At 74.0% G+C, this 12,542-nt stretch carries 14 protein-coding genes; 2 read left to right on the top strand and 12 right to left on the bottom strand.

Translation table 11 applies throughout. The annotated features are described in order from the left end of the window. Nucleotides 1–18: 18 nt before the first annotated feature. The 5 genes from F6X68_RS23465 to F6X68_RS23450 all read right to left on the bottom strand — a co-directional run bounded on the left by F6X68_RS23465 (nucleotide 19) and on the right by F6X68_RS23450 (nucleotide 4,398). Nucleotides 19–1,053 carry a hypothetical protein gene (locus tag F6X68_RS23465; RefSeq protein ID WP_151456309.1) on the bottom strand — a complete coding sequence of 345 codons (1,035 nt, stop codon included), beginning with the start codon at nucleotides 1,051–1,053 and terminating at the stop codon, nucleotides 19–21. Then, complete coding sequence (locus F6X68_RS23460; RefSeq protein ID WP_089001967.1) at nucleotides 1,050–1,382, bottom strand: PadR family transcriptional regulator; 333 nt, start codon at nucleotides 1,380–1,382, stop codon at nucleotides 1,050–1,052. The genes F6X68_RS23465 and F6X68_RS23460 overlap by 4 nt, the downstream gene beginning before the upstream one ends. Nucleotides 1,383–1,449: 67 nt before the next feature. Continuing rightward, nucleotides 1,450–1,596, bottom strand: a complete 147-nt coding sequence (locus tag F6X68_RS33635; RefSeq protein WP_192581514.1) for a hypothetical protein — start codon at nucleotides 1,594–1,596, stop codon at nucleotides 1,450–1,452. 852 nt (nucleotides 1,597–2,448) lie between these two features. Beyond that, nucleotides 2,449–3,378 carry a Ppx/GppA phosphatase family protein gene (locus F6X68_RS23455; protein ID WP_151456311.1) on the bottom strand — a complete coding sequence of 310 codons (930 nt, stop codon included), beginning with the start codon at nucleotides 3,376–3,378 and terminating at the stop codon, nucleotides 2,449–2,451. A gap of 27 nt (nucleotides 3,379–3,405) precedes the next feature. Beyond that, entirely contained in the window at nucleotides 3,406–4,398 is a 993-nt protein-coding gene (locus F6X68_RS23450) for a helix-turn-helix transcriptional regulator (RefSeq protein WP_151456308.1), read from the bottom strand. 155 nt (nucleotides 4,399–4,553) lie between these two features. Between F6X68_RS23450 and F6X68_RS23445 the strand changes: the two genes are divergently transcribed. Next, entirely contained in the window at nucleotides 4,554–5,099 is a 546-nt protein-coding gene (locus F6X68_RS23445) for a PHB depolymerase family esterase (RefSeq protein WP_151456307.1), read from the top strand. Here F6X68_RS23445 and F6X68_RS23440 read toward each other — a convergent pair. The 4 genes from F6X68_RS23440 to eno are packed head-to-tail and all read right to left on the bottom strand — an operon-like array spanning nucleotide 5,053 to nucleotide 8,138. Then, nucleotides 5,053–5,589 carry an amino-acid N-acetyltransferase gene (locus F6X68_RS23440; RefSeq protein ID WP_151456306.1) on the bottom strand — a complete coding sequence of 179 codons (537 nt, stop codon included), beginning with the start codon at nucleotides 5,587–5,589 and terminating at the stop codon, nucleotides 5,053–5,055. The two genes, F6X68_RS23445 and F6X68_RS23440, sit on opposite strands and share 47 nt — an antisense overlap. 2 nt (nucleotides 5,590–5,591) lie before the next feature. Next, entirely contained in the window at nucleotides 5,592–6,149 is a 558-nt protein-coding gene (locus F6X68_RS23435; RefSeq protein WP_151456305.1) for a DUF501 domain-containing protein, read from the bottom strand. Nucleotides 6,150–6,183: 34 nt separating this feature from the next. After that, nucleotides 6,184–6,822, bottom strand: a complete 639-nt coding sequence (locus F6X68_RS23430; RefSeq protein ID WP_151456310.1) for a septum formation initiator family protein — start codon at nucleotides 6,820–6,822, stop codon at nucleotides 6,184–6,186. Between the two features lie 32 nt (nucleotides 6,823–6,854). Continuing rightward, the gene (eno, locus tag F6X68_RS23425) at nucleotides 6,855–8,138 is read right to left on the bottom strand and encodes a phosphopyruvate hydratase (RefSeq protein WP_151456304.1); all 1,284 of its coding nucleotides are present in this window, start codon (nucleotides 8,136–8,138) and stop codon (nucleotides 6,855–6,857) included. A gap of 233 nt (nucleotides 8,139–8,371) precedes the next feature. On the opposite strand from eno, the gene F6X68_RS23420 reads away from it, so the two are divergent. After that, a complete protein-coding gene (locus F6X68_RS23420) occupies nucleotides 8,372–9,064 on the top strand; it encodes a hypothetical protein (protein ID WP_151456303.1) in 693 nt (230 codons plus the stop codon). A 19-nt stretch (nucleotides 9,065–9,083) separates the two neighbouring features. Here the strand turns inward: F6X68_RS23420 and F6X68_RS23415 are convergent, their stop codons facing one another. The 3 genes from F6X68_RS23415 to F6X68_RS23405 are packed head-to-tail and all read right to left on the bottom strand — an operon-like array spanning nucleotide 9,084 to nucleotide 12,479. After that, nucleotides 9,084–10,703: a DUF885 domain-containing protein gene (locus tag F6X68_RS23415; protein ID WP_151456302.1), complete on the bottom strand. Its 1,620-nt coding sequence runs from the start codon at nucleotides 10,701–10,703 to the stop codon at nucleotides 9,084–9,086. A 22-nt stretch (nucleotides 10,704–10,725) separates the two neighbouring features. Next, entirely contained in the window at nucleotides 10,726–11,697 is a 972-nt protein-coding gene (locus tag F6X68_RS23410) for a nucleoside triphosphate pyrophosphohydrolase (RefSeq protein WP_151456301.1), read from the bottom strand. A 2-nt stretch (nucleotides 11,698–11,699) separates the two neighbouring features. Then, nucleotides 11,700–12,479: a hypothetical protein gene (locus F6X68_RS23405; RefSeq protein WP_151456300.1), complete on the bottom strand. Its 780-nt coding sequence runs from the start codon at nucleotides 12,477–12,479 to the stop codon at nucleotides 11,700–11,702. Nucleotides 12,480–12,542: the final 63 nt, after the last annotated feature.

Raw genomic sequence — 12,542 nt, 5'->3', positions numbered from 1 at the left:
TTCATTCCATGATCCTGTTCACGTCCGACTCGGCGCGGGGGTGCCGGCCGGCATGCCCGTCGATGCGGGCGCGGGGGTCGAGGTGCCGGTCGGCGTGGGCGTCGGGGTCGGGTTGCCGCCCGGTGCGGGCGCGGCCTCCGAGGGGGCGGGTACGGACAGCCCCGGCGGGTTCAGCAGAGGCGGGGTGCTCGCGCCCGGCCGGGGCCCGAACGGCGCCAACTCCGGGCAGTACGGGTATGGGCGCAGCAGCGCGTTGGCCAGGTTCAGGTCCGGCGGGTTCGGGCACATCGGACGACCGAGCCGGATCGGGTCGCCGTTCTGGTCGAAGAGCCGGGCGTTGGACACCAACCGCCCCTCGCTGTCGTAGACGAAGACGTCGCGGATGTGGTCGTACCGGCCGTCGATCGAGATCTGCTCGTAGTCGAGGTCGCCGCTGCCGACCCGGTCGTTCATGTCCGCCAGGCCGACCAGCCCGAAGATCACCAGCACCGCCGTGCCGACGTGCAGCACCCGCCGCTTGGGCCGGGTCAGGCCCGGCGTGTGGTGGCCGAGCCAGATCGAGGCGAGCACACTGCCGGCGAGCAGCACCAGGCCGGCCAGCAGGCTGCCGTTGAGCTCGGGCAGCACACCGAACGTGTCGCCGGTCGTGACCACCGTGACGAGCATGGCGGCCAGGTAGCCCCGCAGCACCCACCACGCCGGCCGGAGCAGCCGGAGGAACTCGCTGGCCGAGGCGTACCCGAGGGGTGGTCCAAGCTGGACGTCCCAGCGGTGCGCCCGGGCGCGGAGCCGGTCCACGGCGACACCGAGGCGACGGTTGCGGCGCCCGCCGCCGCTGGTGGCGCCGACCCCGGCCGCGACGCGCAGCTCGGCCGCGTACGCCTCGGGCTCGCCGAGCCGGTCGACCAGCGAGCCGCCGGCCTCGGCGGCGACCTCGGCGAGGTGCTCCGGCAGGTCCTCGGTCAACTCGTCGCGCTGCGCCGGCGGCAGGTCGGCCAGCGCGGCCCGGACCCGTGCGGCGTAGTCCGCGATCTCCTGCTCCATGACGGTCATGCCGCCATCCCCCGATCGTCGAGCAGTGCGTCCATGGTGGTGGCGAACGAGCGCCAGAGCTTGCCGGAGCGGGTGAGCTGGTCCCGGCCGGCGGCGTTGAGTGAGTAGTACTTGCGGTGCGGGCCGGATTCGCTCGGCACGACGTAGGTGGTCAGCAGGCCGGCGGCGTAGAGCCGGCGCAGCGTGCCGTAGACCGAGGCGTCGCCGACCTCCTCCAACCCGGCGTCGCGCAGCCGGCGCAGGATGTCGTAGCCGTAGCCGTCCTCCTCGCGGAGCACGGCGAGGACCGCGAGATCCAGCACGCCCTTCAGCAGTTGTGTGGTGTCCACGCAATGCACACTAGTGCGCAATGCACAGTACCGTCAACGACATCGGGCACGAGGAACGGATGCCGGATCAGGCCGCGCGGCGGGCGGCGTCGTCCGCGGTCCGCAGCAGATCCCGGAGTACGTGCACCAACGCGCGAGCCTGCGCGAGGTCGATCGGCCAACGCTCCGGCTCGTCGCCAGCGGACAACTCCAGCAGCACTCCGGACGGGCGCAACCGCCACGGGTCGGCGGCCGGGCCGGCTCGACGCGGCCAGACTCGGCCCCGACTCCGCCAGGCGGGCGCCGAGCGCGGCGGCGATCACGCCGCCGACGACGATCGCTAGGGCTGTCACGCGCCCGTCAACCCACCGGCGCCCGCCGTCGCCCTCGGCGGAAGACCGTCATCCACACGGCTGACCTGCCCGGACAGCCGGCCAACTGCCAGAGCAGCATCCCGAGCATTCGCGGGAAGACTCTTCCCATGAATGTGGCTTTCCTCCGCACTCACTCTGGCGCAGCTCATTGCGGCGCCGATGGGAGCAGCCCTACCGTCGGAGACAGGCCGCAGAGACGGCGTCAAGATCGGGCGCAACAACCGCTTGAAAGAGGGGCACCGGATTATTGACGGCGACAACGAGGAAGTTGCAGGGAATTAGTTGGCCCACAGAAGCAGTCGCCCGGGAGGCCACCCGGGCGCTGCTGGTGACTCCCGCCTCAACGTAAGCCCTGGTAGACGTACGAAAATGGAGCCGACATGAATGTACCCACACCCCCGGAAGGCGTCAACGCTGACGCAGAGGAGAGGCCGGAATGCATCACGCCTGGCGCGCGGGAAAGCGGAGCTGAACGGCGTCACAGGCGACGCGTCGAGCTGTTGAAGCTCGTGCCTCCGCTCCTGCTGGCGTTGGCTGCGCTGATCACCGCTTTTCGGTAGCGGCCGGGATGGGACAGGGGGCCGGGCTCTTCATCGGCCCCCTGATTGTCCAGCCCAGGAACGTGTTGAACAGCGGGTAGGGTCCTGCGTCATGTCGGGTACCTCCTGGCGGGGCCCGGGTTCAGCGCGCCAACGGCGCCTGGGGCCGACTTGTTACAGGATGCTCCAGGCGATGCCGTCGAGGATGTCGTGCTCGGAGGCGACCACCGAGTCCATCCCCGCCCGTTCCATGATCACCCGGAGCACCAGGGCGCCCGCCCCGATCACGTCCGCGCGGCCCGGGTGCATGACCGGGATCGCCAGCCGCTGCTCCCGGCTCTTGCCGAGCAGGTCGGCGGTCGTCGCGGCCACCGCGTCGTACGACACCCGGGCGTGGTGGATGCGGCTCGGGTCGTACTCCTGGAGGCCCTGGGCGATCGCGACCACGGTGGTGACCGACCCGGCGAGCCCGACCAGCGTGGCGGCCTGCCGGCCCGGCACGGCCTCCAGCGCGCGGTCCACCGCCGCCGCGATGTCGGCCTGCGCGGCGGCGACCTCGTCCAGCCCCGGCGGGTCGCCGTGCAGGTGCCGCTCGGTCATCCGGACGCAGCCGATGTCCATCGAGATGGCCGCCTCGACGCCGCCCGCGCGGGTGCCGACGACGAACTCGGTCGAGCCGCCGCCGATGTCGACGACCAGGTACGGCTCGCGCGCGTCGGCGGGCAGCCCGCGCACCGCGCCCGTGAAGGAGAGCCGCGCCTCCTCGTCGCCGGTCACCACCTCGGGCGCGACCCCGAGGGTCCGCTCGACCATCTCCCGGAACTCGGCGGCGTTGGAGGCGTCCCGGGACGCCGAGGTGGCGCACATCCGGACCCGCTCCGCGCCCAGCTTCTCGATCTCGGCGGCGTACGAGGCCAGCGCGACCCGCGTGCGTTCGATCGCCTCCGGGGCCAGCCGCCCCGTCTTGTCGACGCCCTGGCCGAGGCGCACGATCTGCATCCGTCGGCTCAGGTCGGCCAGCGGAGCCTCCGGACCCGCCGAGGCGTCCGGCAGGTCGGCGACCAGCAGTCGGATCGAGTTGGTCCCGCAGTCGATGGCGGCCACACGCGTCGTCACGGCAGCAACCCTACGTCAGGCGCGCTCAGGTGACCCGGCGTAGCCCGCGTCCAGCAGTTCGGTGCCGAGCGGCGTCAACCGGTGCAGCACCGCGCCGCCGTCCCGGACGCTGGCGACCAGCCCCGCCGCCCGCAACGCCCCCGCGTGCTCGGACGCCGAGGAGGTGCTGATCCCCACGGCCCGGCCGAGCGCCGTAGTGGTGTGCCGGCCGGGGCCGGCGAGGCGGCGCAGCACCGCCGCCCGGGTCGCCCCCAGCAGGCGGCCCAGCGGATCGGGGGTGGTGGCTCTGATCAGGCGCGGCATCGGCGCGGGGTACACCACCAGCACCGGCCGACCGGGCTCCACCAGCACCCGGGGATGCGGGCCGGCCAGCGGCGAGGGCAGCAGGAGCAGGCCGTGGCCGGTGCCGGACAGCGAGGCGCTCCACCAGGTCCGCACCGTCAGCGTCGGCGCCTCCCACCGGATCGCCGGGTGCAGCGCGTTCAGCAGCCCGTCCAACCCGTGCGTGGCGAGTTGCGCGGTCGCCCCCGCCACGTGGTGCCGGTGCGCCTCCGTCAGGTCGGCCCAGTGCGGCGCGAGCACCGCGTCGTGCCAGGTGCCCAGGGCCCGGCCGAACAGGTCCATCGTCTCCCCGTCGGCCTCGGCGAACCGCCTGCGCAGCGGCGTCGCGGGCAACTGCGCGTACGCGGCGGTGACCTCCGCCCGGATGCGCCCGACGGGGGCTGCCCGGATCGCCTCCAGACCGGCGACGACCGATTCGAGGCCGTCCAGCGGGGTGAGGAAGTCGGGCAGGCGCCCGCGCGCGGGAAGCAGGTGCCGCAGCACGGAGGCGGCGGACCGGACCGGACCCGACGCGGAGGCCGCGTCCGCCGCGGGGCCCGGCGTCATCCGGGCCGTGTCCGCGTCGTGCAGCGCCTGGCAGGCCAGCAGGGACATGCCGACCGGGTGCAGGCGGTCGGCGAAGCGGACCCGGCACAGGTCCGCCAGTCCCAGGCGAAGACGGAGCATGCCAGCAGACTGCCGCTCTTCGGCCTGGACCGAAAGGGTTGCCCCGTTCAGGCGGGGCCATCCAGTGTGGACCGGGGTCACGGAGGGGGCGGGGCGTGCGACGGACGGTGGCAGTGCTGACGGGATGCTCTTCGCCGTCGTCGCCACGGCGTGCGGTGGGGACCGGGGTCAGTCCCGGGTCACGCCGGCCCCGTCGCCTTCGGGGGCCGTCGAGCGCCCCGCCGCCGGCGACCACCGGCTCACCCTGGCGCACGGCGGGGCCGACCGCCGGTACCTGCTGCGGGACGACCGACGACGTCGGCTTCCTCAAGGACCTCACCGCCCACCTCGTACGGACGTGGCGGGCCGATCCGGACCGGGTCTACCTCATCGGGATCTCCAACGGCGGGGACATGAGCTTCCGGGCCGCCGTCGAGGGCGAGAGGCTCTTCGCGGCGATCGGCGTGGTCAGCGGCGGCTACAGCGGCCCCCGGACGGCCCCCGAGACGTACGTGCCCCGGCGACCGGTCTCGGTGATCACCTTCATCGGCGGGCAGGACCGCTACGCCGACGTCTTCACCGAGGGCGTACGGACCTGGCAGCGACGGCTGCGCTGCACGCCGGCGACCGGCGCACCGCCGGCGGGCGCGCCACGGGTCACCCGCACCGGGCCGGTCAGAGGCGCAGCAGCATCCGGGTGTTGCCGAGGGTGTTCGGCTTGACGCGTTCCAGGTCCAGGAACTCGGCGACGCCCTCGTCGTACGAGCGCAGGAGCTGCTCGTAGACCGGCTGCGGCACGGGCGCGCCGTCGATCTCGGTGAACCCGAACGAGCCGAAGAACCGGGTCTCGAAGGTGAGCACGAAGATCCGGGCCACCCCCAGCTCGCGGGCGCCGTCGATCAGCTCCGCGACGATCCGGTGGCCGAGCTTGCGCCCGCGGCAGGAGGGGTCGACCGCCACCGTACGGATCTCGGCCAGGTCCTCCCACATCACGTGCAGCGCCCCGCAGCCGACCACCGCGCCGTCGCCGGCCCGGACCGCGACCCGGAACTCCTGCACGTGCTCGTAGAGGGTCACGGTGGCCTTGCTGAGCAGCCGCCGGTCGTCGGTGTAGGTGTCGACCAGCCGCCGGATGCCGCGCACGTCCGAGGTGCGGGCCCGCCGCACCACGATCTCGTCGGCCCCCGCCACGCCCCCGTCCGCGCCCGCCATGGTCAGTCCGCCGCCGGCACGTCCACGCACGGGCCGGCCGCCCACCACTTCTCCACCAGCGCCAGCGTCTCGTCGCCGAACGGGTTCACCCCGGGCCCGGCCCCGAGCGCGTGCCCGAGGTGCACGTGCAGGCACTTCACCCGGCCGGGCATCCCGCCGGCGGAGATGCCGGCGATCTCCGGCACCTCGCCGATCGCGTCCCGGCGGGTCAGGTAGTCCTCGTGCGCGGCACGGTAGCGCGCGGCCAGCTCCGGGTCGGCGGCCAGCCGGTCCGCCATCTCCTTCATCAACCCCGCCGACTCCAGCCGGCTGCACGCCGCCGTCGCCCGGGGGCAGGTCAGGTAGAACAGCGTCGGGAAGGGGGTGCCGTCGGCCAGGCGCGGGGTCGTCTCCACCACGTCCGGCAGGCCGCAGGGGCAGCGGTGGGCCACGGCCCGGGTGCCCCGGGGCGGGCGTCCGAGCTGCGCGGCCACCGCGGCCAGGTCGGCCTCGGTGGCCGGTTCGCGCCGCGGCGGGGGTACGGAGTCCGCCGCCGGCTCCTGCGGTGGTACGACAGTCACGATGCTGATCTCTCGTTCGATGCTCGGGTGCTGCTCACCGGTCGGGCTGCTCGCCGTTGGCGGCCTGCACGCTCGACCAGAGGGTGTCGTACCAGGAAGCGGGGGTGACGGGTGCCGACGGGGCCGTGGACGAACCGGCGTCCCGGGCGGCGCCCGCCGGGTCGGAGAGCACCACCAGCAGCGTCTCGCCCGGTGGGCCCATGAAGAACCGCTCCCTGGCCTGGATCTTGATGTATTCCGGGTCCTGCCACTTGGCCGCCCGCTCGGACAGCTCCTCGATCGCCTCCCGCTGGGCGGCCTGGGCGGCTTCCATCCGTTCGATGTCGGCCTGCTGGTCCAGGTAGACGCGCACCGGGTAGGTGTAGGCCAGGGCGAGCGCGATCAGCACCGCGAAGAGCACGGTGGCCCGCCCGGTGAGGCCCCGGGAGCGGGGTGCGGAGAGCCGCTTGACGGTGCCGGCGGCCGTACGACGGGCCGCGGCGGGCCGGCTCGCGGAGCGTACGCCCTCCGCGCCCCGGGCCGCCCCCGGCGCGCGACCGGCCGTGGCCCGCGACTCGGCGCGGACGCCGCCCTCGCGGACCGACGCCCGGGCGCCCCGGGCCCCGCCCGGCCGGCCGGTGTGACCCGGCCGACGGGCGGGGCGCTGACCGCCCGGTGTGCGGCGCTGCTGCATCGTCACACCCCTCCCCCGAGGCCTCGCGCGTCTCAGGCCGAACGGTAGCGCGGGAAGGCGCCCGCCCCGGCGTACCGCGCCGCGTCGGCCAGCTCCTCCTCGATCCGCAGGAGCTGGTTGTACTTCGCGACCCGGTCCGAGCGGGCCGGGGCACCGGTCTTGATCTGGCCGCAGCCCGTGGCCACCGCCAGGTCGGCGATGGTGGTGTCCTCGGTCTCGCCGGAGCGGTGGCTCATCATGCACTTGAAGCCGGCCCGGTGGGCCAGGTCCACCGCGTCCAGGGTCTCGGTCAGCGAACCGATCTGGTTGACCTTCACCAGGACCGCGTTGGCGGCCTTCTCGGCGATGCCGCGGGCGATGCGCTGCGGGTTGGTGACGAACAGGTCGTCGCCGACGATCTGGATGCGGTCGCCGAGCGAGGCGGTCAGCGTCTGCCAGCCGGTCCAGTCGTCCTCGGCCAGCGGGTCCTCGATCGACACGATCGGGTAGTCGCCGGCGAGCTTGGTGTAGTAGTTGCTCATCTCCTCGGCGGTCTTCGCGGTGCCCTCGAAGGTGTAGGTGCCGTTGTCGAAGAACTCGGTGGCGGCCACGTCGAGCGCGAAGACGATGTCGGTGCCGAGCCGGTAACCGGCCTTCTCCACCGCCTCGGCGATCAGGTCCAGGGCGGCGGCGTTGGTGGGCAGGTTCGGCGCGAAGCCGCCCTCGTCGCCGAGGCCGGTGGAGAGCTCCTTCTTCTTCAGCACCGACTTCAGCGCGTGGTAGACCTCCGTGCCGGAGCGCAGCGCCTCGCGGAAGCTGGGCGCGCCGATCGGCGCGATCATGAACTCCTGGATGTCGACGTTCGAGTCCGCGTGCGCGCCACCGTTGAGGATGTTCATCATCGGCACGGGCAGCAGGTGCGCGTTCGGGCCGCCCAGGTAGCGGAAGAGGCTCAGCTCGGCGCTGCCGGCCGCCGCCTTGGCCACCGCCAGGGAGACGCCGAGGATGGCGTTCGCGCCCAGCTCGGACTTGCTGTCCGTGCCGTCGACGTCGAGCATCTTCTGGTCGATCAGCCGCTGCTCGCTGGCCTCGTAGCCGATCAGCTCGTCGACGATCTTGTCCTCGATGTTCGAGACCGCCTTCTCGACGCCCTTGCCCTGGTAGCGGTCGGCGTCACCGTCGCGCAGTTCGATCGCCTCGAAGGCGCCCGTGGAGGCGCCGGAGGGCACCGCCGCCCGGGCGATCGTGCCGTCGTCGAGCCCGACCTCGACCTCGACGGTCGGGTTGCCCCGCGAGTCCAGAATCTCCCGCGCGACGATTCCCTCGATGGTTGCCACTGAGTCGCTCCTCGTTTGTGTGTTCCGGTCCGGTATGGGCCGCGACGGTGCGGCTGAGGCAGTTGTTGAACGCAGCGTATCGGGCGACGCTCGGACGCGGGCGGTCCGGGCGCTCGCCGGCCCGACCCGAAACCTGCCTCCGGGCAATGCTTTACCCGGACATTCCCGGATTCTCGTGCCTCAACCGGCAACGGGTTTGCGCGCGGTTGGCCCGATCGGCCAGGCTGGTCGCCATGCCCGCCGCCTCGACCACCCTCCGCATGCTCGCCGTGTCGGTCATCGCGTCGCTCACGGTGACCGGTTGTCAGACCCTCGACGACGCCGGCCGCACGATCGGGCGGTCCGACCTGGTGAACGACATGGCCGCCCGGCTCGACCGGGCGCTGGAGCTGACCTACTCCGCCGACTACCAGCTCTCCGGCGGGCAGACCGCCACGATCGCCCAGGCCCAGGACCCGGCCCGCTCCGCCTACACCTGGCCCGGCGGCAAGCTCACCGTCACCCCGGAGGCGACGACCCGCTGCGAGACCGGCGCCGGGCGCGCGACCTGCACCCTGGAGGCCCCGCCCGCGCCCAACGCGAAGCCCACGGTGACCATGTTCACCGAGGCCAAGCAGCGGGGGTTGGTGACGCCGCCGGTCGTCGTGGGGCTGCTCACCACCGCCGCGCTGGACCCGGACGCGGTGATCGAGCAGAGCGACACCACCCTCGCCGGCCACCACGCCACCTGCGTCGACGTGGCGCAGTCGGCCGGGGACTTCACCGCCTGCGTGACCACCGACGGGGTGCTGGGCAGCTTCACCGGCCTGGTCGACGGCCGCCAGGTCGAGCTGGCACTGAGCCGCTACCGCGAGACGGTCGACGGCGCGGTGTTCGACCTGCCGCCCGACGCCGGCGTCGTGGACCGCCGCCCGGCCAGCTCGTGACCGACCCCGCCTCCGGTCCTCAGACGCCGAGCAGGGTGCGCAGGTGGCGCGGGGGCGGGCAGTCGTGGGCGAGCATCGCGTCGTGCCACTCGCGTACCGCCACGCCGGCCGGGCGGGCGGCGGCGATCGCGGCCACCTCGCTGTAGCCGACGAAGTACGTCGAGAGCTGCGTCGAGGTGAGCAGGGCGCGCCGCCACTTGCCGGCCGCCTCCCCCTCCTCCTGGAAGCCCCGCCCGGTCATCAACGCCATCGCCTCGGCCTCCGGCAGCTCCTCGCAGTGCACGAGCTGGTCCAGCAGCGCGTTGATGGTCATCCGCAACTGCATCTTGAGCTGCTGCAACCGCACCGGCAGGCCGCCGAAGCCGAGGCCGGCCATCAGCTCCTCCGTGTAGACCGCCCAGCCCTCGATGAAGGGGCCCGACTCGGTCAGCGCGCGGACCCGGGTGGGGCCGACGTGCCGGCGGGCGTGGGCGAGCTGGAGGAAGTGCCCCGGCATCGCCTCGTGCACCGTCAGGTTGCGGATCATGTGGTCGTTGTACTCGCGGTAGAACGACTCGACCCGGTGCGCGGGCCAGTCCGCCGGGGTGGGCGCGATGCAGTAGAACGTCGGCACGTCCGCCGTCTCCAGCGGGCCGGGCGAGTCGCAGTAGGCGACCGCCACGCCCCGGGCGAACTGGGGCATCTCCTGGATCACGCACGGGTCGTCGACCAGGGTGACCAGGTCGTGGGCGCGCACGAAGTCGGTCGCCTCGTCCAGGGTGACCGAGGCGAGGTCCACGATGGTGTGGTCGTCCGGGTGCTCGGCGGCCAGCAGGTCCAGCGCCCGGCGTACCGTCTCGTCGTCGGCGGGGCCGCCGACCAGCTCGACGGCCGCCGCGCGGATCTCCTCGCCGACCCGGTCCAGGTTGGCCCAGGCCCGGCGCTGGATCTCGGCGGCGCCCAGCTCCGTGTCGAGGGTGTGCCAGAGCCGCGCCTCCCAGCGGCGGCGGCCCAGCCGCGGGTCCCGCCCGGGGCCGGCGTCGGCGGCCAGGCCCTGACGCAGCCACGCGACGAACTCCTCCAGCGCCGCGATCGCCGCGGTGGCGGCCGGCTCGACCCGGTCGTGCAGGGCGGGGGCCTGCGCGAGCAGCGCCGGCACCTCGTCGCGGATCAGCGCGGCCGCGCCGGTGAACTGCCCGACCGCCGTCTCCGCGTGGATGCGCGGCATGTCGCGCAGCGTCGCGCGCGCGGTCGCCAACGCGTCCGGTACGGCGGCGAGCCGGCCCGCCAGGCTGGTCAGCCGCACGTCGACCGGGGCGTACGGGCGGGCGAGCAGCGCGTGCAGCAGCGGCCCGGGGTTGTGCCGCAGCGGGTCCCACTCGTGCGCGCGGATGTCGCCGGACTCGAACAGCTCCCGGTCCACGAACGAGGTGAGCAGCGCGTGGTCGACGCGCTCCTCGACGTCCAGCGCGTCCGGGTCCAGCTCGGCGAGCGCGTCCGCGGCTTCCTTGAGCATGGTCCGGTCGGCCGCGACCGCCTCGGCGGAGAGGTCCGGCAGCCGGTCGTCGTAACGGTGGTCGCCGGTGGAGGTCGCGACCCCCGGCCGGCTCTCCAGCAACGCGTCGACGATCCGCTCCGCGAGCGGCACAAACGATTCCACCCGCCGACCCTACCGGGTCGACTCAGGCCTTTTCGGCGGCGCGGACCGCGTCCGCGTAGGCGAGGGCGGCGCGGCGCAGGGCCGCCTCCGGGTCCAGTCCCGCCTCGCGGGCCGCCGCGACCGTGGCGAGCAGGCCGGCACCGAGCCGCGCCTCCGGGTCCACCTGGGAATCCGCGAGGGGCGGCGGTACGGCGAGGCCGACCCGCCCGGCGCGCTCGAGGATCTTGGCGGCCAGGGCGAGGGCCGGCTGGCTGAGCGCGATGCCGTCCAGCACCGAGTCACGCGCCTTCTCGGCCCGCTTGATCCGCTCCCAGCTGGCCTCGATCTCCTCCAGGGTGCCGGCCTCGGCGTCGGCGAAGACGTGCGGGTTGCGCCGGACCATCTTGTCGACCAGCCCGCCGGCCACGTCGTCGACGGTCCACCGCTGTTCCTCGGGCAGTTCCTCGGCGAGGCGGGCGTGCAGCACCACCTGGAGCAGCACGTCGCCCAGCTCCTCGCGCAGCGCGTCGGTGTCCCCGGCGCTGATCGCGTCGTACGCCTCGTAGCACTCCTCGATCAGGAAGCCGGCGAGGCTGCGGTGGGTCTGCGAGCGCTTCCAGGGATCGCCGCCGGGAGAGGCCAGCCGGTCCATCACCGCCACCGCGTCGAGCAGCCGGGCGCCCGGCGGGTCCCAGGAGCCGTACATCAGCTCCAGCTCGGCCAGGCCGGGCTCGCGGGCCAGCCGCAGGCCCAGCTCGCGGGCCAGCGACTCGTCGCCGGCCGGGCCGGCCAGCCACACCGCGACGCCGTGCGACGCCGCCGCGTCGAGCAGCGCCTGCGTCGCCCGGCCGTCGACCACCGTGACCTCGGCGCCCGCCACGCGGACCGCCGTCGTCAGCTCGCTCTCCGCCCCTGCCAGCACCGGATGCCGGCGTACGACGTCCCACGCGGCGGCGGTCAGCAGCCCGGCCGGCAGCCGGGGCGAGGTGACGAGCAGGACGATCCGCGCGGGCATGCTCAGCTGTGGGTCTCGCCGGCCGCCTCGGGCACGACGGTGGGCAGCGGATCCGGGGTGGAGACGTCGGTGACCCCGTTGGAGCCGGCCTCGCCCAGCGGCACGCTCACCGCCGGCGCGTTGCCGGAGAAGCTCAGCACGGGGAACTCCAGCGGGCGGTAGCGGGGGTTGACCGTCACGTCGTACGCGGCGACCGCGTCGGCCAGCGACTTGCGGGTGGCCAGCGCGCCGCGCAACTGCTCGCCGTCGAGCTGGCGGGCGGCCGCCTCGTCGGGCACGTCGGCCGGGATGGCGCCCGCCTTGCGGCCCGCCGCCACCACGTCCGCCAGATCCTGCGCGGTCGGCTCGGCCGGTGCCCCGGTCGGCACCCCCGACAGGCAGTTGTAGAGCTCGGCGGACTGGCGCACATAGCCGGTGTCGGGCGACAGGCGCAACTGCTGGGCGACCTGCTCCGGCGCGACCTGCCCGCGCGGCTGGTAGTTCTTGTCCGCGGAGAGCCGCTCGCAGACCTCGGTCAACACGAGCATGCTGACGATCTGGCCGCGGTCGGGCAGCTGCGGCACCTGCGCCGGGGGCTGCCCCTCGGGCGCCTCGGGCGCCTCGGGCTGCCCGGTCGGCATCGGGTTCTTCGCCCGCAGGTCGTCGACGATCCCGGTGACGGCATCCTCGGTGATCCGCAGGTCACCGACGTAGGCGGCGACACCGGGCTCGGCACGGCAACCGGAGAGGGCGACGAGGCCGAGCGCCACGCTGGCGACGGCGACAAGACGGCGAGCACGCATGTCGGTCACTCTCTCATGCCGCCCGGGGCCGCCGTGACACCGCCCACCGGTCTCCCCCGCGCG

It is taken from the genome of Micromonospora sp. AMSO12t, assembly GCF_008806585.1.
In the GTDB taxonomy this organism is placed as follows: domain Bacteria; phylum Actinomycetota; class Actinomycetes; order Mycobacteriales; family Micromonosporaceae; genus Micromonospora; species Micromonospora reichwaldensis.
The sequence above is the reverse complement of the archived record's forward strand: the minus strand, read 5'-3'. Positions and strand labels throughout refer to the sequence as shown.

Excerpts from the sequence above, each read along its gene's own strand:
- F6X68_RS23440 (WP_151456306.1), bottom strand. The coding sequence starts at position 5,589 with ATGGCGGGCGCGGACGGGGGCGTGGCGGGGGCCGACGAGATCGTGGTG.
- F6X68_RS23420 (WP_151456303.1), top strand. The coding sequence starts at position 8,372 with ATGCCCGCCGCCTCGACCACCCTCCGCATGCTCGCCGTGTCGGTCATC.
- F6X68_RS23465 (WP_151456309.1), bottom strand. The coding sequence starts at position 1,053 with ATGACCGTCATGGAGCAGGAGATCGCGGACTACGCCGCACGGGTCCGG.
- F6X68_RS23450 (WP_151456308.1), bottom strand. The coding sequence starts at position 4,398 with ATGCTCCGTCTTCGCCTGGGACTGGCGGACCTGTGCCGGGTCCGCTTC.
- F6X68_RS23410 (WP_151456301.1), bottom strand. The coding sequence starts at position 11,697 with ATGCCCGCGCGGATCGTCCTGCTCGTCACCTCGCCCCGGCTGCCGGCC.
- F6X68_RS23405 (WP_151456300.1), bottom strand. The coding sequence starts at position 12,479 with ATGCGTGCTCGCCGTCTTGTCGCCGTCGCCAGCGTGGCGCTCGGCCTC.
- F6X68_RS23430 (WP_151456310.1), bottom strand. The coding sequence starts at position 6,822 with ATGCAGCAGCGCCGCACACCGGGCGGTCAGCGCCCCGCCCGTCGGCCG.